This window comes from Anaerohalosphaera lusitana (assembly GCF_002007645.1).
Lineage (GTDB): Bacteria > Planctomycetota > Phycisphaerae > Sedimentisphaerales > Anaerohalosphaeraceae > Anaerohalosphaera > Anaerohalosphaera lusitana.
The window spans coordinates 951,050-970,039 of record NZ_CP019791.1 but is presented as its reverse complement, the minus strand read 5'-3'; the positions used below and the strand labels follow the sequence as shown (position 1 = coordinate 970,039).

At 52.4% G+C, this 18,990-nt stretch carries 19 protein-coding genes; 12 read left to right on the top strand and 7 right to left on the bottom strand.

Features of this window, described 5'->3' with window-relative positions; all coding sequences use genetic code 11:
- The first annotated feature begins 58 nt into the window (after nt 1-58).
- Complete coding sequence (rpmA, locus tag STSP2_RS04175; protein ID WP_146660129.1) at nt 59-295, top strand: 50S ribosomal protein L27; 237 nt, start codon at nt 59-61, stop codon at nt 293-295.
- Nucleotides 296-437: 142 nt separating this feature from the next.
- Nucleotides 438-923: an acyl-CoA thioesterase gene (locus STSP2_RS04170; protein ID WP_146660127.1), complete on the top strand. Its 486-nt coding sequence runs from the start codon at nt 438-440 to the stop codon at nt 921-923.
- 585 nt (nt 924-1,508) lie between these two features.
- On the opposite strand, the gene STSP2_RS04165 is transcribed toward STSP2_RS04170, so the two are convergent.
- From STSP2_RS04165 to STSP2_RS04155, 3 genes are all read right to left on the bottom strand, one after another.
- A complete protein-coding gene (locus STSP2_RS04165) occupies nt 1,509-2,120 on the bottom strand; it encodes a pyruvoyl-dependent arginine decarboxylase (protein WP_146660125.1) in 612 nt (203 codons plus the stop codon).
- 400 nt (nt 2,121-2,520) lie between these two features.
- A complete protein-coding gene (locus tag STSP2_RS04160; RefSeq protein WP_146660123.1) occupies nt 2,521-4,758 on the bottom strand; it encodes a Do family serine endopeptidase in 2,238 nt (745 codons plus the stop codon).
- 58 nt (nt 4,759-4,816) lie between these two features.
- Nucleotides 4,817-6,205 (bottom strand): trypsin-like peptidase domain-containing protein, encoded by a 1,389-nt coding sequence (locus tag STSP2_RS04155; RefSeq protein WP_169852977.1) that lies wholly within the window; start codon nt 6,203-6,205, stop codon nt 4,817-4,819.
- A gap of 494 nt (nt 6,206-6,699) precedes the next feature.
- On the opposite strand from STSP2_RS04155, the gene STSP2_RS04150 reads away from it, so the two are divergent.
- The gene (locus STSP2_RS04150; protein ID WP_146660120.1) at nt 6,700-6,966 is read left to right on the top strand and encodes a hypothetical protein; all 267 of its coding nucleotides are present in this window, start codon (nt 6,700-6,702) and stop codon (nt 6,964-6,966) included.
- A gap of 102 nt (nt 6,967-7,068) precedes the next feature.
- Here STSP2_RS04150 and STSP2_RS04145 read toward each other — a convergent pair whose 3' ends face one another.
- The 3 genes from STSP2_RS04145 to STSP2_RS04135 form a co-directional block, all read right to left on the bottom strand.
- Nucleotides 7,069-7,944: a heme-binding protein gene (locus STSP2_RS04145; RefSeq protein WP_146660118.1), complete on the bottom strand. Its 876-nt coding sequence runs from the start codon at nt 7,942-7,944 to the stop codon at nt 7,069-7,071.
- 69 nt (nt 7,945-8,013) lie between these two features.
- The gene (locus STSP2_RS04140) at nt 8,014-8,487 is read right to left on the bottom strand and encodes a hypothetical protein (protein WP_146660116.1); all 474 of its coding nucleotides are present in this window, start codon (nt 8,485-8,487) and stop codon (nt 8,014-8,016) included.
- 153 nt (nt 8,488-8,640) lie between these two features.
- A complete protein-coding gene (locus STSP2_RS04135) occupies nt 8,641-9,912 on the bottom strand; it encodes a carbohydrate porin (RefSeq protein ID WP_169852976.1) in 1,272 nt (423 codons plus the stop codon).
- 382 nt (nt 9,913-10,294) lie between these two features.
- Between STSP2_RS04135 and STSP2_RS04130 the strand changes: the two genes are divergently transcribed.
- From STSP2_RS04130 to STSP2_RS04115, 4 genes are all read left to right on the top strand, one after another.
- Nucleotides 10,295-10,708 carry an RrF2 family transcriptional regulator gene (locus STSP2_RS04130; RefSeq protein WP_146660113.1) on the top strand — a complete coding sequence of 138 codons (414 nt, stop codon included), beginning with the start codon at nt 10,295-10,297 and terminating at the stop codon, nt 10,706-10,708.
- A gap of 2 nt (nt 10,709-10,710) precedes the next feature.
- Nucleotides 10,711-11,208, top strand: a complete 498-nt coding sequence (locus tag STSP2_RS04125; protein ID WP_169852975.1) for an HD domain-containing protein — start codon at nt 10,711-10,713, stop codon at nt 11,206-11,208.
- Between the two features lie 36 nt (nt 11,209-11,244).
- On the top strand, nt 11,245-12,891 hold the full coding sequence (gene hcp, locus STSP2_RS04120) for a hydroxylamine reductase (protein WP_146663999.1): 1,647 nt from the start codon (nt 11,245-11,247) through the stop codon (nt 12,889-12,891).
- A gap of 83 nt (nt 12,892-12,974) precedes the next feature.
- A complete protein-coding gene (locus STSP2_RS04115) occupies nt 12,975-13,298 on the top strand; it encodes a cupin domain-containing protein (protein ID WP_146660109.1) in 324 nt (107 codons plus the stop codon).
- A gap of 79 nt (nt 13,299-13,377) precedes the next feature.
- On the opposite strand, the gene STSP2_RS04110 is transcribed toward STSP2_RS04115, so the two are convergent.
- A complete protein-coding gene (locus STSP2_RS04110) occupies nt 13,378-16,560 on the bottom strand; it encodes an Ig-like domain-containing protein (protein ID WP_169852974.1) in 3,183 nt (1,060 codons plus the stop codon).
- 298 nt (nt 16,561-16,858) lie between these two features.
- Between STSP2_RS04110 and STSP2_RS04105 the strand changes: the two genes are divergently transcribed.
- From STSP2_RS04105 to STSP2_RS04085, 5 genes are read left to right on the top strand one after another with little or no spacing between them, the layout of a single operon-like run.
- Nucleotides 16,859-16,993, top strand: coding sequence for an entericidin A/B family lipoprotein (locus STSP2_RS04105; protein WP_146660105.1), 135 nt, complete (start codon nt 16,859-16,861; stop codon nt 16,991-16,993).
- Between the two features lie 40 nt (nt 16,994-17,033).
- Nucleotides 17,034-17,204 carry a DUF1328 domain-containing protein gene (locus STSP2_RS04100; RefSeq protein ID WP_146660103.1) on the top strand — a complete coding sequence of 57 codons (171 nt, stop codon included), beginning with the start codon at nt 17,034-17,036 and terminating at the stop codon, nt 17,202-17,204.
- A 52-nt stretch (nt 17,205-17,256) separates the two neighbouring features.
- Nucleotides 17,257-17,598 carry an ElaB/YgaM/YqjD family protein gene (locus STSP2_RS04095; protein WP_169852973.1) on the top strand — a complete coding sequence of 114 codons (342 nt, stop codon included), beginning with the start codon at nt 17,257-17,259 and terminating at the stop codon, nt 17,596-17,598.
- On the top strand, nt 17,595-17,906 hold the full coding sequence (locus STSP2_RS04090) for a hypothetical protein (RefSeq protein ID WP_146660099.1): 312 nt from the start codon (nt 17,595-17,597) through the stop codon (nt 17,904-17,906). The genes STSP2_RS04095 and STSP2_RS04090 overlap by 4 nt, the downstream gene beginning before the upstream one ends.
- Nucleotides 17,907-17,945: 39 nt before the next feature.
- Complete coding sequence (locus STSP2_RS04085) at nt 17,946-18,416, top strand: DUF2892 domain-containing protein (RefSeq protein WP_146660097.1); 471 nt, start codon at nt 17,946-17,948, stop codon at nt 18,414-18,416.
- The last annotated feature ends 574 nt before the right edge of the window (nt 18,417-18,990 follow it).

The window sequence follows — 18,990 nt, the reverse complement described above, 5'->3', positions numbered from 1 at the left end:
TATTATATGTCGCTTTAGACAAGGTCTGTAAATACTTAGGCAGTTTGAGGATTTAAAAATGGCACATAAGAAGGGACAAGGTTCTTCAAGAAACGGTCGGGATTCCAATCCCCAATATCGTGGTATCAAGCTCTACGGCGGCCAGCAGGCAAAGGCCGGTTCGATTCTCGTACGCCAGTGCGGCACAAAGTTCCAGCCGGGCTTTAACGTAGGCCTCGGCAAGGACTGCACGCTTTTCGCACTCAAGGAAGGCATAGTACAGTTCAAGGGTCGCAAGGTCCACGTAGTTGCATAGATTGCGAAACTAACACATTTCACAGTATAACGTGAAAAAAGAGTGGCTTTTTGGCCGCTCTTTTTTTATTTATAGACACAGACAGCCGCAATTACTGACGCGAAATGTGCATGATCGATAAATTATTCTGGAGCATAGACTTATGGCCGATCAGAAGCCTAAAAAGCCCTGCCAGAGTGCCGTCACCACACGTTACCTGCTTATGCCCCACCACGCAAATCCCCACGGCACGGCCTTCGGAGGCACGATCATGTCCTGGATCGACACAGTCGCATCCATGGCGGCCCAGCGGCACGCACGCACCGAAGTCGTCACGGCATCGATTGACCAGATCCAGTTCCGCCAGCCGATCAACATCGGCGACCACGTCCTGCTGAAGGCTTCGGTTAACTATGTGGGCAGAACCTCCATGGAAGTAGGTGTGAAGGTCACTAAAGAAAACCCATACACAGGCAACTCAACCGTCGCCACCACCGCGCACCTGACATTCGTGGCCCTGGACGAAAAACACAGACCAACCGTAATCCCTCCCCTCGAACCTGCAACCGATGATGAGAAAAGACGCTTCGCCAATGCCCAAAAAAGGCTGGAGCAAAGAAAAACCGAAATCACAAAAAAAGGCGAATAGTCCGCAATTAAAAAACGCATATCGACAAGCCCTGCCGCCTAAACCCGTAACTCCCTTATTGACAGCAACTTAGACACACCAACAGCCCTGAGGGCCTCGGTTCAGCAAATTCGTATATCCTCACAGCGAAATTTTTGCGCACTTTTTCCCGAAAAGATGCTCCAATTCCATTAGGCCCTGCAGTATAGAGGTGGCTCCCAAAAAGGAACTAAAAAAGGAGGGCCAGCGACGATGTGGCAGGGATCGCTGGCCCGCTTGGGTGCTTGGCCAGGCATGTGTGTGTGCGCTTGTGCCAGGCCGAGAACAATTAGACCATTTTTCGGCAAAAAATGCAAGACTTTTTGGCCAAAACTGTCTCCGCTCGGACTTTTCTTTTGAGCATTACATGAAAATTTAAAAATAAAAGTCTCCTTCTCCTCCCGAGAGCGCTTTTACGTGAAGTGGGCCTGCATATCCCTCCCGAATGCAGGCCCACGCTTTTTGCGTCACCAAACTTTGCACGCATTGTCAACATATAGAATCCATCCATCTACAAGTGGCGCGCACAATCCCCGCATATGCTGCTCTATCTGTAAAAAGACCTGATTACAGGCCTTGCGTATTGCCCAGCATCGGCACGACGTAATTGACGAAGCATAGTGCGATCAGCGCTGTCCCGTACCGCTTTTCGGGCACGAAACTGGTACTGTGCAGCACGATCTCGTCCATGTCGAAGTCATCGCTGTAGCCGTTCGTATACAGCTCTTTCAGACTCGACCGCAGTTCCGCACACGCGTCCGCCTCGGCCTTATGACCGTTGTACTCACAGACCAGTCCGCCGTGCTTTTCGCCGTCGTCCTTCCGCCGCAGCCAGCCGTAGATAATCCCGGCCGTAGCACGCTGACCGCGATCCGCCGTCGCAACCGCACTAATCGTCTCCATGACCGACCCGTGCGTAAGCTCAGCAGGCTTATCTATCTGCCGTGCGATCTTAGGAAGGATTGAAGAGTAGCACATGATGTTGCACATCTCTATGCCCGCGTTGCGCAGCGCAAGATGATAGCTGCCCGCGTGCACAGTAATGTCGCTTTGACCCGTGCCCTCTGTCACGAAATAATCTTTAGGAATGCGATTGCCTACCAAAACCCCATTGAGTCCCCCGTAGTCCTGCATTCCCGTACCTACTTGTAGTGATGCTTGAGTAAATACATTTGCCAACTCTCTGCCCTCATAATCTTATTTTCGTTTCTACTGAAATATTCGTCCATAAATCACCAACAATAGTTCCACTTAATGGCTCAGCTATTTACCTTTTAACAGCCAAAATGTCAATACTATTCCCACCAAAAAGCGAGCCCTAACAACCGCCTCCAGCATCTCGACATAAACATCTCTACAGTAAAGACTTATGGAGGCTGCTCTTACACTCTCGCTTCTGTCAGCCAAATATTTTTTTCGCCCTCGTTCTTATGTTCTTCTAACGCGCGCACCCCGCATCAGGCAACCTTAAATCAGACATTTTCTCAACTCTTCCCCCCCGCTTCATAGCCCATATGAAAAGAAAAAGGCTGGTCCAATCGGACCAGCCCTGAAATTCACTAATACCTGCGATTAGAAGTTACCCCGCGGTGACGGTTTCGTCAGATTCCTCATTTTCAGCCTCGGCAGTTTCATCCCCGCCGGCATCCGTCTTGATCTTCACGACCCGTCCCTTGGTCATACGCTTGACCGCAAAACGCATCTCCTCGCCGTTCTTGACCAGATTCTCGAACGCCTCCACATCACTTACCGGCTTATCGTTCACATGCGTTATGATCTCGTAGGGTCTGATCCCAGCCACAGCCGCCTTCTCACCCGGCTCGATCTTGCTCACGATCACGCCGGGATCATCGTCCGTTCGCTGGAAGTACCGCTGGACCTCATACGTCAGGTTCCGCACCGTCATGCCCAGGTCCTCAGACTTGAACTTTTTCGCACTGCCGTAATGTGCCGGACTCTGAGTCACCTCGAATTCCTTCGTAAACGTCTCACCGTCACGCGCGAACTCAGCGGTGTATTCCTTGCCGAAGCCGACATTCGTCAGTGCCCGCGTAAACGTATTTTCCGCGTTCGGCCAGGGCGTAGGTATCCGATCGAAGTACTCACCCGGTATCATGTCATACTGATCCCACGGGAAGCTTTCCATGAAGTAGCCCGAGCTGAGATCAACCTCCATCGGCTGCGGGACGCCCTCGATATGCAGACGTATGAGCACATCACCAAGCTCGATTCCCTTTTTCGCAGCAGGCGAATTCGGATAAACATAACTGACCAGCGCCCCGTTTTCTCCGTCCTTGGTCATGTCAGAGACATTGTTCACCCTCGCCAGTTCCTGATTCAAAGGCTGAAGCTCTACACCGATCCACGCGAGCCGGTTCTCCTCTTCCTCGGTCAACGGCACATTCGAATGATCAACATTGCTCGCCAGATCAGCCAGCACCGGATTGAGATATCCCGAGTAAGTCATCAGTGTATCATCATCGTAAAAATAACCCCGGTCGCTCTCGACCTTCTCGCGTCTTGCGATCGGCATCGAAACGAGCCGACCAGCCGAATCAAACAAAAACATCTTGCCCTCTTCATCATAGCTGCCGCTGCTGACCTGCGGATAAATCTGACTCTTCCATCCTTCCTGAAACTGCGCGATACGTTTGTGCCCGTAATAACTCACCTTGCTGTCACCCTGAACCCGAACCAGCGCATAGATCAATGGCTTGTTGCGATAATCAAAAACACTAGCCTGCGACAGCTCGACCTCACCCTCGAGCTCCTCGCTAAGCTCCGCAACGAATGCGCCGTAGTCCTTCAGCGTCCCGGAGAACTCTGCGGTCACCGGCTCACCATCTGCCGGATAAACAGTGATCTTCTCAAGACGGGCAGTGACCTTGGGTTTGAGCTTTTTCAACACGAGCAGCTTCTTAGCATTCACCAGCACACCGCAGGTATCGATCTCGGTCTTCTCCTCATCATCATTGCTGCTGTAATAGCCCATCGAAGACTGGTTCTTCCGCGGGCTGCGAAGATTGAGCTTAACACGAAGCAAACCGCCATCAGCTATCTGCTCGATCTTATCCTCCATCGCATCCATCTCGCCGGCAGGCACCAGCTCCCAGTCCGCGGGCGAACCCTTCCATCCATCATCCAGCGGCATCTCCATGCTCAAACATATCCCGACGGCATCGCCCTGGCGGTTCATGATCACTCCGCTGGCAGAACCGACACCGCAGGTAAGCCCGTCCTCTTTAACCGAAGCACTGATACTGAAACCCTTGACCGTCATGCCCCACTGCGCATTCGCCTTGTCGTATTCAACCGCGACAAGATCACCTTCGGCGTCCGGATTGAACTCCAATGGTTTGACACCTGCAAGTTCCTCCTCCGCTTCCAGCATCATCACGCCGCAGTCTTTGGCATAAGCCGAAACTTCCGCATCAACTTCCTTGCCGTTAAACGCGATCTTCACATCTTCAACAAAACGCGGGTGAATTGTCAGTTCCTGCGCGACAAACTTATTATCGCCGATCGCATAACCAGCCGCCTCAAAAGGCCGTTCTTCCTTGATCAACTCACTGCCCGTCGAATAACTGTGATAACTTCCGCAGTTTGGACAGTACCGCTGCACACTCGCGCCCTCGGGCTGTTCACCCTTGTCGGTCTTGAGATAGTAACGCACCTGCACTACCGAATCACTGATCGATTTCGCCAGCTCAACTTTTTCAGCAAGCGTAAACTTATCCTGCTCATCCATCCCTTCCGCTGCAAAGACAGATCCGCACACAAACAATGCCAAGACTAACATAAGAAGCTTCGATCTCATCGCATTCTCCTTGAATTTGCAATCAATTTATCATTTGACGCTGCTTTAAAACTCAACTCTATTCCTTCTCGTAGTCCCGCGAATAATCAAGAACGCACTGCCGCAGCAGCCCCTTGCGCAGAACACTCACGACTACTTTCGACTTTTCGTCAACCTTGTCCACAAGCTCCTTGCGTATCCTGCTGACATCGTCGAGCGTCTTGACCTTCTCGCCGTCGATCTTCAAAATAATGTCATTCTCACGCAGACCGGCATCCCTGGCATTGCCCGGATACTTCACACCGTAAATGAAAACGCCCTCGTTCCGGTAGAAGTACAGATCAGGCTTGTCAAACCGGTTGATCTCTTTGACCGTCATGTCCCATCGAGGGCAGTCCAGCTCCTCACCCTCGACCGCGCCCTTATCGGTCGGCTTGAGCTCCACGGTCCTGATTTCACCGCCCCTGCTGTACTGAAGCGTCACGATCTCGCCCTTTTCCAGCATGCCGATAGTTCTGCGTATCGCCGGCAGATCCTCCTGCGTAAGACAGCGGACGTCACGCCCCGCGATGCTCATGATCCTGTCCCGCGGCTGCAGACCCGCTCGCCTTGCCGGGCTCTCGGGGTCGGTCTCAGCAACGATAACGCCCTGGTCACCGTCGAAATAAATATCCTTCTCGAAATCTCGCAGCGCCTGAAGCTGCAGACCCAGCCAGCTCCATTTCACCTCGCCGTGCTCGCGAAGCTGAGGCACCAGCATTTTCACCGTGTTGCTCGGTATCGAAAAACCCATGTCCCCGCCGAATATCACACCCAGAGTATTGATCCCGACGACTTCACCATCGGTATTCACCAACGGCCCGCCGCTGTTGCCCGGGCTGATCGATGCATCAGTCTGCAGCCACACGCTGTACTGACTGTCGTCGGGCAGATACCGGTCCGTACATGATATGATCCCGATCGAGACCGACCTGCTAAGACCCAGCGGCGCCCCCATTGCCATCACGAAATCGCCCTCGCGCAGCTTCGACGAATCGCCGACATTCGCAAACGGTACCTGTTCATCTTCACCCTTGTCCAGCTTCAAAAGCGCCAGGTCCGCATCCTTGTCCGTTCCCAGCACCTCCGCATCCATAGCCCGGCCGTCATACAGCAGACACCGCACTTCCAGCGCCTTGTCCACCACGTGCCAGTTAGTCAGCACCTCACCATCCACCGAGATGATCACACCGCTGCCGCCCACCTCCTGCGACATCTTCTTACCCTGCGTATGGTCCTCACGGATACATTTGATATAGACCACAGTCGGAAAAACTTCATCCTTGGCCTGCTGCACTATCTTGCGGAAATCCAGCAGCCGTTCAGGTTCATCCTCGATAACCTTATTCACTGTCGCAGGCTTATTACAGCCGCTCAGCCCCGCAAGAATCACCCCAGAAACGAGAACCAACAGAATCCTCTTCACCATTTGCATACTCCCACAAAAACCGTTCAAAATTTCCGCTCTCCGCGACAGTTCGAATTAACAACAATCCGAACAGCAAAAGCGTTGATTAGCACTACCCTAACCTCCGCACCGCATAAATCAACTAAAAACAGATTGAAAGCTCCAATTTTATCTGCATTCACTTCCTCCGCACGCCATTTTTCGTACCATCCAAGCCGGAATCATGCCCAGCCGCCTCCCTCCGTATATTATGACGCAGCTCGGAGAAGGATGTAACAGATCGAAGTGAAGAAAAATCCCTTCGCACACAACGTTGAGCCTCGTCCCCCGTCCCCTAATATCAGTGTCACACAACCAAAAACCCTGCTGTACCTGTCTTTTAGAAAGCTGTCATCGTAAAATCTCTTTTAATCTTGCACCAAATCCCGATCATTTCGTAAACTAGGGTAGGTTAGAGATAAGTTGATCTAACGCGTTACAAGTTAATACTTTATTATCTTCTTGAGAGGTTTACCATGAGCCCAAAGCAGAAACGCAAAGCAAAGAAGGACATGGGAAAGTACATCCCTCCGGAGCAAAGAGACATCCTTGAACGCAAACCAATCCTCTACCACGAGATCAAGACTCGCGAACATCTCTACGACATGGCACACACCACCAAAGAAAGAACCGAGAGATTTCATGAGCTTACAAATATCAAAGGCGTGCCTAATCAGGTCGCCGAAGAGATCGTCTTGAACGATTACTTCTACTTGCCCGAATCGCCATTTATCGCCGAATAGCATAATCGCAGTCTGAACGGCGAATAACTTGAAAAACAAAAAAAACGCTCTCCGGACCGTATCCTCGGCCTGCTGGGGAGCGTTTTTTCTTATTTTTAGCGGTTAGCGCTTTTCACTGACCGGTATTTGCACCTCGCTGTATTTCATCCACCAGGGTGTAAACGGGCCGTTATAGCCCAGCACGCGGACACCACCAACCGCCTCATATTTGTCCTGCTCTTCCAGCCATGCCTTGAGCTTCTCAACAGCAGGCTCATACGTCCCCTTGTTGTAAGCGCCCTTCACAGCAACACTAACAACCTTCATCGGCTCGCTGTCGAAGACAACTGCCTGATCCGCCTGCCCGGTCGTGCCGACCTCCTCGCTGGGATAGTAAAACGACATCGCCTCCATTCGCATCCCTTCTCCCTCAGCCTCATAATCCATCTGCACCGGCGCGGTCATCGGAATCTCTCGCTCCTTGATATGACTGAACAGTACACCGAAAGTCTCTCCCTGATCCGCACCTTCAGCCTTTACCATACGCACAACGGGGTACTTCTTTAGGCGTACAAGCCCCACCATGCTCGGTTCTGGCCAGCCCTCGGGAAGATCCGCCGAGACATTCGCCTCAAATTTTAGCGCATCCACAGCAGTTTCCATCCGCCGCTTGAGATAATCAAACGCCTGCTCGTCGGACATCGTAACTTCCTCACGCGCTGCCTCGCTGAGCACATAACCGGCGTCGCTGCTGCCCAGCTTACTTCCGAGCTCCTGGGCCTTAGCCGCCAGTTCGTCCCTGGCCGCCCCCGTTTCACCTTCACCCTTGAGCTCCTCCGCCCCATCGACAGCCTTCTCGATCTCCTCGATAACCTCACCTTTGGTCACCGTACTGCCGGCATTCGTATATGCCGTCTGCTGGCTGACTGCACAACCTGCCAGCCCCAATGCAACCGCAATACCGCCAAGCAGCCCCGTTGTTTTACCAATGAATCCCATTGCCGCCCCCTTTCAAATTGAGCGTGATCACTATTTCTTAACAGCTCCGCATGCTGTATCAAAACTGTCTTATTCTTCCGCGCCGCCCATTCGCTCGCCCATCGCGGCATTTACACCGATCCGCCTGAACTGAACCGCGTCGAGCACACGGATCTTCTCTTCCTCACTCTCGATATTGTTCAGCCCAACCATTATCTCACGCTTGGCTTCGTGCGAAAAATTCGTATTCTCGACCAGCGTAACCAGCACATCACCCTTGGCATCATCAAAATAAAGCTCTTCGTAAACTCGTTTTATCAGCCGCTCCTGAGCAGGGATCTCCAGACCGGGCCTTTTGGCAATAACCATAAAGCCCTTGTACTTGCCGTCATCGCTCTTCAGATCCGCCACCGCATCTATCTCCGCAAGCGTGGCAACCAGATCCGCCTTGCGCCCGAGCAGATCGGTCGTTGTATCTTCGTTCCACGCAAGTATCTTATCCATGCAGCCGGCACTGCACAGCATCGTTACAACACAAAAAACTACCAATACCATCCTACGCATACTCAGCACCTCAATTGAACAGTAATCTCACAGCCATATTTTACCCCGCCCCGCCATAATCACAAGAAATTCCACCTCAAAAGCGCACAAAAATGGACCGCGTGCTGCTTCAAACAACACACGGCCCACTGATTATCATTGCATCCGGCGGTTTTAGAACACCATTTGCGTCCTCAGTCCTACAACAACCGCATCGCTTGCAACATCATTTCCGCCTGGATTCGCGACATACTGCACGCTCGGACTGACACTGATCCAGTCCGCAACGTCTATGCTGTAGTATGCTTCGATCACACGCTCATAGTCGTCCGTAAACTGCGCGTCATCGTCGCTGAACGTCCCGCTGGCAAACCCAACACCCAGCCGATCCGTGTCACGCCCCTCGAACAGCCCGGTATACGCCATACCGAAACTCACGAAATTTGTAACCTCGTTGACCTCTCCGCTGGCATAACCATACCTGCCGAACACACCCAACCCCTGGCTCTGATCGTGACTTTCATTGTAAACCTTCTGGTCCGCACTGATATAGAAACCGCGATCATCCCGGTGCGTCTCACCGTCGTCGAACCGCTCCTTATCCTGCGGATCGTACCAAAGCCCGAACCTTGCAGCGCCCAGCAGATCGCCGTTCGCGGAATGTGTATGACCGACCAGACCCGCTTCGGCGATCAGGAAATAATAGTCCTCTTCGTGGAACGTCGTCGAAAAACCCGTCTCGCGTGCATCCGCCTGTGCATCAGCTATACCAATGCTCCAGTACCACATGCCCCCGCCGTAGTAATGCAGCACAGCTCCGAGCCCGTTATCCGGAAACGGTATCGTCGGATTATTGACCAGCGCGTTATTTAGAAACTGTGAAGTCTCATCGTTAGCATAGGCATTGCCGTCAAAGGAAACCGGACAACCCTTGCACTCGAAACCGCCCGTCAGATCGATTTTACCCAACCTCAATACCAGCTCGTCACTGATGTCTTTTTCGAACCACAGCTCCGTGACATCCCAGGCTCGGTCACCCGCGGCGTCACCATTCACGCCGAACCAGCTTCCGACCGACCATGCGTCGATCCCTTCGCTGTCCGTCCAGCTTCCCTCGTTGAGCATGTAGAACCGCCAGCCCTCAAATCCAAAAAGCTCCTCAAGATCACCAGCCAGCTCAACATCAAAACTGCCCGAATACTCGCCCCTGCCGCTGTTCGTACTCAGTCCGCCCCGCACGTTCCGCTGATATATCTGCGTGACGCCCACATCAAACTCCAGCCCCGGCCTTTCAAAGAGATTCAATTCCGGGCCGGCAGACTCACTGAGTACCTCTTGGGCATGTGTCTCTCCGAAGCCATCCTCAACTGCATACGCCCCCGTTACGATCGACAGGCAAACTGCGACCACGACTAAATCCAAAAACTTGTTTGTGCTTAACTTCACAATGTCTCCTTTCATATTTCGGCCTCAACCATCGGCATTATTACTGATAGGCGGATCGGCACAATCACCGAGCAACTACACCTCAAACCAAAAAAACTGAAGTATTTCTCAACCGACCGTAAACATTAATTCCAACTTAGTCTCAGCTAACATATTACGTCCAAACTAACTTATCAAGTCAAAAATCTGTTTACGCCCTGAAAATGCATATATTTCGGGCCCGCTCACTTTACCGACTAACCCTAACTTTTACTATACCTATCTTTTCAAAAAGACCTTTTTCCATTTTCCCGCAAAATTTTTATTTTACCCTTGAACCAACACCAGTGTAGGACTAATATAATCCTACTTCAGTAATGAAACTTTTGCAGGAATGAAAATCATGGACGTCATCAGAAGAGACACAGACTACGCACTGCGGGCGATGGCGATGCTCGCACAGCTTGAAAGCGGAAAGGCTGTATCTACTAAACAGATCAGCACTGAACAGCAGATACCTTCCGCACTGGCAGCAAAACTGATGCAAAAGCTACAGGCCGCAGGACTCGTCAAGAGCAAAATGGGGCCCAAAGGAGGCTTCAGCCTCAGCAAGCACCCTCAAAAGATAAGCATCGCTGACGTCGTACTTGCCATTCAGGGGCCGGTAAGCATAAACAAATGCCTGACCGGAAGTTTTCAATGCCCGATCAACGCAAAGTGCCCGCTGCACAAAAAACTGGGTAAACTTCAGTCCCAGATGGATCAATACCTCACCGAAACCACACTCGCCGATGTCGCTGCTCCGGAGGACAACTGAAAGTGAATCTGCCAGCGCAAGTACAACAGAAAATGCAGACATACTTCGGCTCCGACCAGCGTCGCATCAGCCACGCCTTGCAGGTGCTGCAAATCGCCGAACAGATCGCCGTCGCGGAAAAGACAAATCTGCAGCTTGTAAAAATTGCGGCAATCCTGCACGACATAGGTATACACAACTCCCAACGCCGTTACAATAGTACTGCAGGACGGTACCAGCAGATCGAAGGACCGCCCGTAGCTCGAAAGATCATGACCGAACTCGACATTGACAACGAAACGATCGAGCACGTTTGCGATATCATCGCGAACCATCATTCAGGGGGCATGAATACGATGGAATTCAATTGCATCTGGGACGCGGACAGGATAGTCAACTTCGCCGAGGAATATCCCGCGCATGCAAATCTGACCGAAACAGATTACTTCGACCAGATACTCAGAACTCAAACGGGCAAGCGTATTGCCCGCGCGAACTATACAGGAATTATTAAAAGCTAATTAAGCTAATCTCAATTGGAGGTCAAACCTATGAACATGTTTTGCTACCAATGTGAACAGACAGCCAAAGGTTCTGGTTGTACCGCTCACGGCGTTTGCGGCAAGGGCCCGGAAGTGGCATCGCTTCAGGACCTAACCGTGCACGCACTTAAGGAAATATCCCGCTACGCACATGCAGCGCGGCAGTTGGGCGTAACCGACGACGAGACGAACGTATTCACCATCAAAGCCTGCTTCAGCACGCTGACAAACGTCAACTTCGACGCCGTCGATTTCCAGCGTCTGCTTCAGAAGGCGACCGAGATCCGTCAGAAGATCGGCAATCTGTACGAAGATGCATGCCGCAAACAGGGCAAACAGCCCGAGGATCTCAACCTGCACATCGACTGGTGGAAGTCGGTCAACGATCTCAACGCACTCGTCGATCTCGGCGAATCCGTCACCATCGAGAACCGTCTCAAAGAATACGGCGATGATGTCACCGGCCTGCAGGAACTGATCGTCTACGGCCTCAAGGGCCTCTCCGCCTACGCGGACCACGCACAGATCCTCGGCCAGCAGGACGACGCAGTCTACGCATTCGTCCACGAAGCGTTCGACTACGTCAGCCGTGAACCCCAGGACGTCGAACAGCTCACCGCCATGGCACTCAAGACAGGTGCAATAAATCTGCGTGCGATGGAACTGCTCGACGCCGGCAACACCAAAACCTACGGCAATCCCGAGCCCACTCAATGCCGTGTAACCCCGGTAAAGGGCAAGGCTATCGTCGTCTCAGGACATGACCTCAAGGACCTGCACGAGCTTCTAAAGCAGACCGAGGGCAAGGGAATTAACGTCTACACCCACGGCGAAATGCTCCCCTGCAACGCCTATCCAGAGCTCAAGAAGTTCGACCACCTCGTAGGCAATTACGGCGGTGCATGGCAGGATCAGCGTAAGGAATTCGACGAGTTCCCCGGCGCAATACTCATGACCACCAACTGCTTGCAGAAGCCCAAGGACAGCTACAAGGACCGCATCTTTACTTCGGGGCTGGTCGGCTGGCCGGATGTCCAGCATATTGACGATTACGACTTTACACCCGTCATCGAAGCCGCACTCGCTCAGCCCGGCTTTACCGAGGACGCACCCGAAAAACGCATCCCCATCGGATTCGCACACAACACCGTAATGAGCGTCGCCGAAAATGTCGTCGACCTAGTCAAGGCAGGCAAGATCAAGCACTTCTTCCTGATCGGCGGCTGCGACGGCGCAAAACCCGGACGCAACTACTACACCGAGTTCGCAGAAAAGGTACCCGACGACTGCGTGATCCTCACCCTGGCATGCGGCAAGTACCGGTTCAACAAAATGGAATTCGGCGATATCGAAGGCATCCCGCGCATCCTCGACTGCGGCCAGTGTAATGATGCATACTCCGCGATCCAGATCGCGGTAGCGCTGTCCAAAGCATTCGACTGCGGAGTCAACGACCTGCCGCTTTCGATGATCCTGAGCTGGTACGAACAAAAGGCCGTCGCGATCCTGCTGACCCTGCTCCACCTGGGTATCAAGGATATGAAGCTCGGCCCGTCTCTGCCCGCATTCGTGGGCCCGAACGTTCTAAACGTACTCGTCGAGCAATTCGGACTTGCTCCGGTTGCGACTGTCGAGGACGATCTGGCTGAATGCCTCAGCTAATTCTGCCTTCACAAAGAGCCCGATGCGAGCTTCGGCTCAATTCGGGTTTCTTTTTTGCCGCAAACAAGACGAAAGGATACTGAATGAATACGAATGTATTGAAAGACATCCCATACGCTGACGACAAAATGGGCAAGCGCAAAGTCGTCGACACCGATGACATCCTCATAATGCAGATCGCCCTCAAGCCAGGCCAGGCCGTCCCGGACCACAACGCAAACTCCAACGTCCACCTGCTCATTATCGAGGGCACGATCACCGCAAACCTCGATGGTACCGAAAACACCCTCGAAAAAGGCTCCCTCACCCCCGTCGCCTACAAAACACCCATGCAGATCAAAAACAAAACGGACACACCAGCAACTTTCCTCGTCCTAAAAACCCCCAACCCCGCAAAGATGTCCTGACAGAAAAATCGGTCAAAAAAGGAAGGGCGGCCCATCACGGAGCCGTCCTTTTCAATTCATCTGTAAGGTTCATTCGTCCTCAATCAGCCACAAGCCATCCAACCCCCATGGCCTCCAGATCAGCCATATTAACCTGACCATCACCGTTTAGATCCGCCCCGCCGCAATAATCCGCACAGCCGGAACTCAACCACTGCACTGCGAAACCCGCAAAGTCGGCAAAGCCCAGACTGCCTGTGTACATATCGATCACCTCGATCTGAAGCGTAGCCTGATCATAAGCACCGACCATATCAGCAGCCTTCACAGTGAAGCTGTTGTATCCTATATCACCAGCCGACGGCACACCCGACATCTCACCATCCTCTGAGATGTTCAGCCATCCCGGTCCGCTGACCTTTCTGAATACCGTCACATCCGAGATGTCCGGATCGGTCACGTCGTTGCTGAGCTGGCCGGCATATGTAATACCCTCGCCCGCCGCGGATTTCGCCAACGGATCACTAGCAAACGCCGGCGGCTCATTCGCCTTGATAAGCTCAAAACCCGCAATATAAGCAGCGTTTCGGTTGTTCTTCTCAAGTATCACAAATTCATAAGTCTTGCTCGCTTCCAGATGCACATTGCCCGTTCGCGGAGTCGTACTTTTTCCATCCCTCGCGAAATCCAGCAAATGCGTACTTGAACCCTGCTCCTGAAGCCACGCCTCTTCGGGTACGGCATAAATATCCTGCAGCCACTGATAGAATTTCAAAGTATAATCACCCGTCATAACCCCACTGAACGTCAATGTAAGCGAAACCCCGCCTCCGGACGCCTTGACATAGTCGTGCAGCAGATCACCATTGCCTCCGTTCGTGGATGTTCCAGCCGACCCCGTGCTCGAAGTAAGCTCGAATCGTCCCCAGTTCACATATGTCGGATCCCCAAACAGCACACGGCTAAACCCTTCTTCAACCGCTGAACTGCTCGTACCGAAATCCAGACTATAACTGGCACCCAGCTCTTTTGTACGGAACCTCCAGACTCGCCCCGTAACCATCGCCCCGGCGTTTCTCTCATCAACCCGCCAGAAGTATTCCCTGCCAGGCTCAAGATCCACGTTCCAATAGTTATAAGTTGTCCAACCCAGATACTCAGGCGAGCTCGCGTCCGCCCCTTCAACAGCAGCCTCACTATCACCAAGATAAACATCAAAAATATAACCCGACGGCCTGCCGCCTATCCACGAAAGCCGATCTCCGGTAAAACTATTCGAGAGATTCGCGGGATCAGGAGACCCAGCCGGTATGTCGTCGTCGGCCGAATTATACAAAGCAGTAACGTCAGCCCCGGACAGAGCCTCATGATATATCCGCACGTCGTCAATGATCACAGGCGTATCTGTCCCCTGGGTCTGCTGACTCTGAGCATCGAAAAGCACCAACGGCCACCGGCAATCGATTATACCGTCCGGCACATCAGCACCCCACTCCGAACCGGTCACCTCTCGATCGTTAACCCATGCACGTATCGTACCGCTGTCCCTGTCTATCACCATCGCAAGATGATACCACTTATCAGTCGCGATGCCGCTGCTTGACGTTCTGTCGAATTTCTCCCCATTCTGCCACAGGTCCCGCTGCATATTACCGGCAAACTTGAATCCCGAAGCAGTGTGACCAATAAACCAGCCGCCCCTCGGATTATTGAACCGCCCCGGTATTACCGCGCCGCCTTTACAAGCAAGCACACCGTTGGCTGTCGGCACCTGCGTATACTTCGCCCATAGCGAAACACTCAGATCACCGTCCATCGGATCACCCGTCCCGGCAAAATCTGCCCTGGCCCCGCTCGATCCGCTCGCAAAACTCTCCAACGCATTCCCGATCACTCCGCCGGTAGAATCAGCAAAAGACAGGCCGCCAGTCAAACTGCCATGTGCTGCAAAAGGCCCCACATCGTGAGCGACATACCCATCCGTCTCATCCAGAAGAATGTGCGTCGCGACACCAGCAGGCCTGACGTATATCTGCACATATCCAGTCCTGTTAGTCAGCCCTCCGCTATCGGAGACATGATAAGAGAACTCATCCGAGCCCACAAATCCTTCCGCAGGCGTATATCGAATAACACCGTCCTCAACGACCTCGACACTGCCGCCACTCGACGTCACGGCATCAACACACTCGAGCGAGATGTCATCCCCGTTGCCGTCATAATCATTTTCGAGCAGATCGACCTCAACGGGCTGATCCTTAACAGTGACCGCCCCGTCTTCCATCGCATATGGCACCAGATCCTCACTATAAACGATAGCCGGCGCCGCAGCCTCCTGAGCGACATTACTGTGATCGATCATCCGCTGAACGGTACCTGTTCCAAGGCATGACCTTGACCCGCCCATCGTATCGCTGATCGAACTGTAGTGTCCCGCACCATATCCGTGTGCAACCTCGTGTCCCAGCGACTTCGCATACTGAGCCATGCTCCCGACCGTACACGAATGCTGATGGTTCAAGTTCGACGCATCAAAAACCACACCGCTGGATCCACCGCCGCCCGGCGCCTTGAATTTGACCTTGGTATTTATGTAAGCCGAAGTCCCGCTCCACCACCAGGTCTTCCAGTTGTCCGGATCGCCTCCCACACGCACCACGCACTCCTGTATCTCCCACGCCATACCCATATCACGGGCATAAAAATGATCTGCATCATTCACCCGCTGCTCAGCACGAGCTATCGCCTGGGCAACACTGTTGTTCGAAGCCTCATAATAATCATTCGCAATATCCATCCCCACATGCATCTGACGCATGGTATACTTCGGTATCACGTATCCCCGAGGCGTTGGCGAAACTCGATCCACTGTCCTTGAAACCACAACATTCCCCGACCCTGGATCCGCCGTACCCTCGGGCCCGGAAACATCCACACTCACATTCTCTATTCGCTTGATGGCATTGCGCCCTACCGTAAGGTTCGCCTGCAGAATACCCCCCGGCTCGATCGAAGCATTCACCCGAATATCCGGATCATCCTGAACATAGCCGCGGTAGGTCCTCACCTCCGGTGCCGATACCTGCGTATAGCCCGTCGCCGGATCCCACGTAAACACCTTGTAATCATCCGCCCGCAGTGACCGCTTCGTCAAAACCAGCACATCAGAGTCCCCATCGCCGTCAACGTCCGCAACATCTATACTCAGATTATCCGGAAGCACGGCAAAACTAAGGCTTGAAACCAGACACACTAACACAACACACAACAAGACCTTTTTCATCGCTATCTCCAACAAATCTGCACCCATTTACAAAAATTTGTCCCTGCACGATACTCTAGGAGTTAAAAACCCACAGATTGGCGAAAAATCTTGCCAAAATTCTTTTTTTCCGCAAAACACTGCCTCCACAGCCTACAACGATCCACATTCTCCACCTGTGGCGAACCCCTCAAGCACCGTGCTTACCCAAAGACAGGTTTTTCCTGCATATCTTTTGGGCACATCCCTGATGGCATACCTTTACGAATCAGTTACCATTGACACTGATATGATGGAATTAGTTTAAGGGGACAACAAAATGAAGAAATCTGTAACGATTCTATTGGCCTTCCTGCTTGCATTGACAGCACTGGCACCGATGGGTTGCGAAACTATACAAGGAGCAGGCGAAGACATCGAAAATGCAGGCGAGGAGCTAGACGAAGAATTCTAGGTAAATACCAGTCGAACCCGCAAATTGCAGGAGAACGCTAATGGGACTTTTAGGATGGGCACTGACATTTCTTATTGTTGCAATAATCGCAGCGGTGTTCGGCTTCTCGGGCATCGCCGCAGCCAGCGCAGGCATAGCGAAAATTCTATTTTTCATCTTTCTGGCACTATTCGTCGTTCTGCTCATTATGAATTTGTTGGGCAGGACTTAACGGTACAAAGAAAAAATACTTCTAGAATAACACTTCAATGGAAAGGACTTATATGGCAACCGAAAGAACAAAAGAGATCAATCGCGAAGTGGAACAACTCAAAAATGACATACGCAAACTAAGATCCGACCTGACAGAGATGCTCGGCTCAGTCGGAGGCTACAGCCAGGAGAAAGTCATGCGAAGCCGAAACAAGCTCAAGGAAGCGATGGCCGACCTCGAAGGACGTACAAAGGAACGCTTTGACCATGCTCAAAAAGCAGTCCGCGAACACGGCGACGAGGCCCTCAACACCTCCCGAAAATACATCGAGAAGAAACCGCTCGCTTCCGTACTCATATCCTTCGCGGTAGGCATCGTTGTCGCAGGTATCCTCGGGCGGAGATCCTCATGAGCCTGATGCATGACATAATCACGACTATAGGTGACGCTGCCCGCCTCTCCTCGGACATGGTCAAACTCAAACTCGAGCGAGAGGCAGGCACCGTCAAACATGCCCTGGTGCAGGTGGTCAGCTTCTCCGCCGCCCTGTTCATCAGCACGATTATTTTTCTTGTCGGAGCGGCTTTCCTTATCTTCGGCGGATACCTGCTCCTGAAGATGGTCGTCTCACCCGCTGCAGCGGCCCTGATCATGGGAGGCGGTCTCGTGCTGATCTCCGGCATCATCCTGCTCATGTCAAAGGCGTCCGTCAAAAAGTGAAACACAACGAAACAGAATTCTAAAACACCGGAGGCAAACATGATTGCTGAAACCGAATCTGCGCGATCCCGCGTCGAGGCTCACACAGCCGATTACATAAACGAAAGGATCCGGCAGGACACCGAAGCAAAGATCTGCTACTACTCCCGAAGACTCGACCAGATCGAGGACCGCATCAACCAGCTCGATCAGGAATGGGACATAGAACGCACACTTCAAACCAACGCAGCCGCTGTCTCAATGTTCGGCATTATCATGGGCACCACCCGCAGTAGAAAATGGTATCTGCTCCCCGCCGTAGTCGCAGGCTTCCTCCTACAGCATGCCGTCCAGGGCTGGTGTCCACCGCTCGAAATGTTCCGCAGACTGGGCTTTAGAACCTCCCAGGAGATCTACCGCGAAAAGAACGCCCTTAAGGCCCTCCGAGGCGACTACAACGACATAAACTCAAACGCCGAAATGAGCCAGGACGAAAAAGCCCAACAGGCCCTGCACGCAACCGAGATTTAAAGCCTAAACGCGGCATATGCAGTAACTTTCAAATAACGGTCTTCAAGAGGCTGCCGCAAAATCTGCGTCGCTCTCCCATCAATAATCCCTAACTTGCTTCAAAACAACCCTAACTCTCAACAGATGATTTTTCTTTCCACCGAAGCTACCTGGCTAGAAGCTGTTTCAAAACTGCTTTTGGCTTGCCGGCGAGCAATTTTTTCGTCTCGGCAAGGCGTGTAAAACCGGCCATAGCTATAACGCATTAATGGCTGGCACTGATGTCAGCCATTGCGTGGGCGTTGACTTGTCGGCCATATTAGACTTTCATCGCGTTATTTATCACCCTAAAGGGTGTATTGACGGTTTTGCACAACGCAGCCGAACGGAAAAAGGGCCGCCGAAAGGCAAATCTGAGTTTTGAAACCGCTTCTAATAATCCTTAGACTCCCAGCTATCATATTTGCATTCCCATTAACACAATCCCTCTCGCCGCTTGTGTGTACTGATTTTTGCATAATCGATTATTCGACGCCACGTTAATCCGCCCCTCTTTTCTGCCGATAAAGCAAAGGAAATGGGCTCGGCCCGCAAG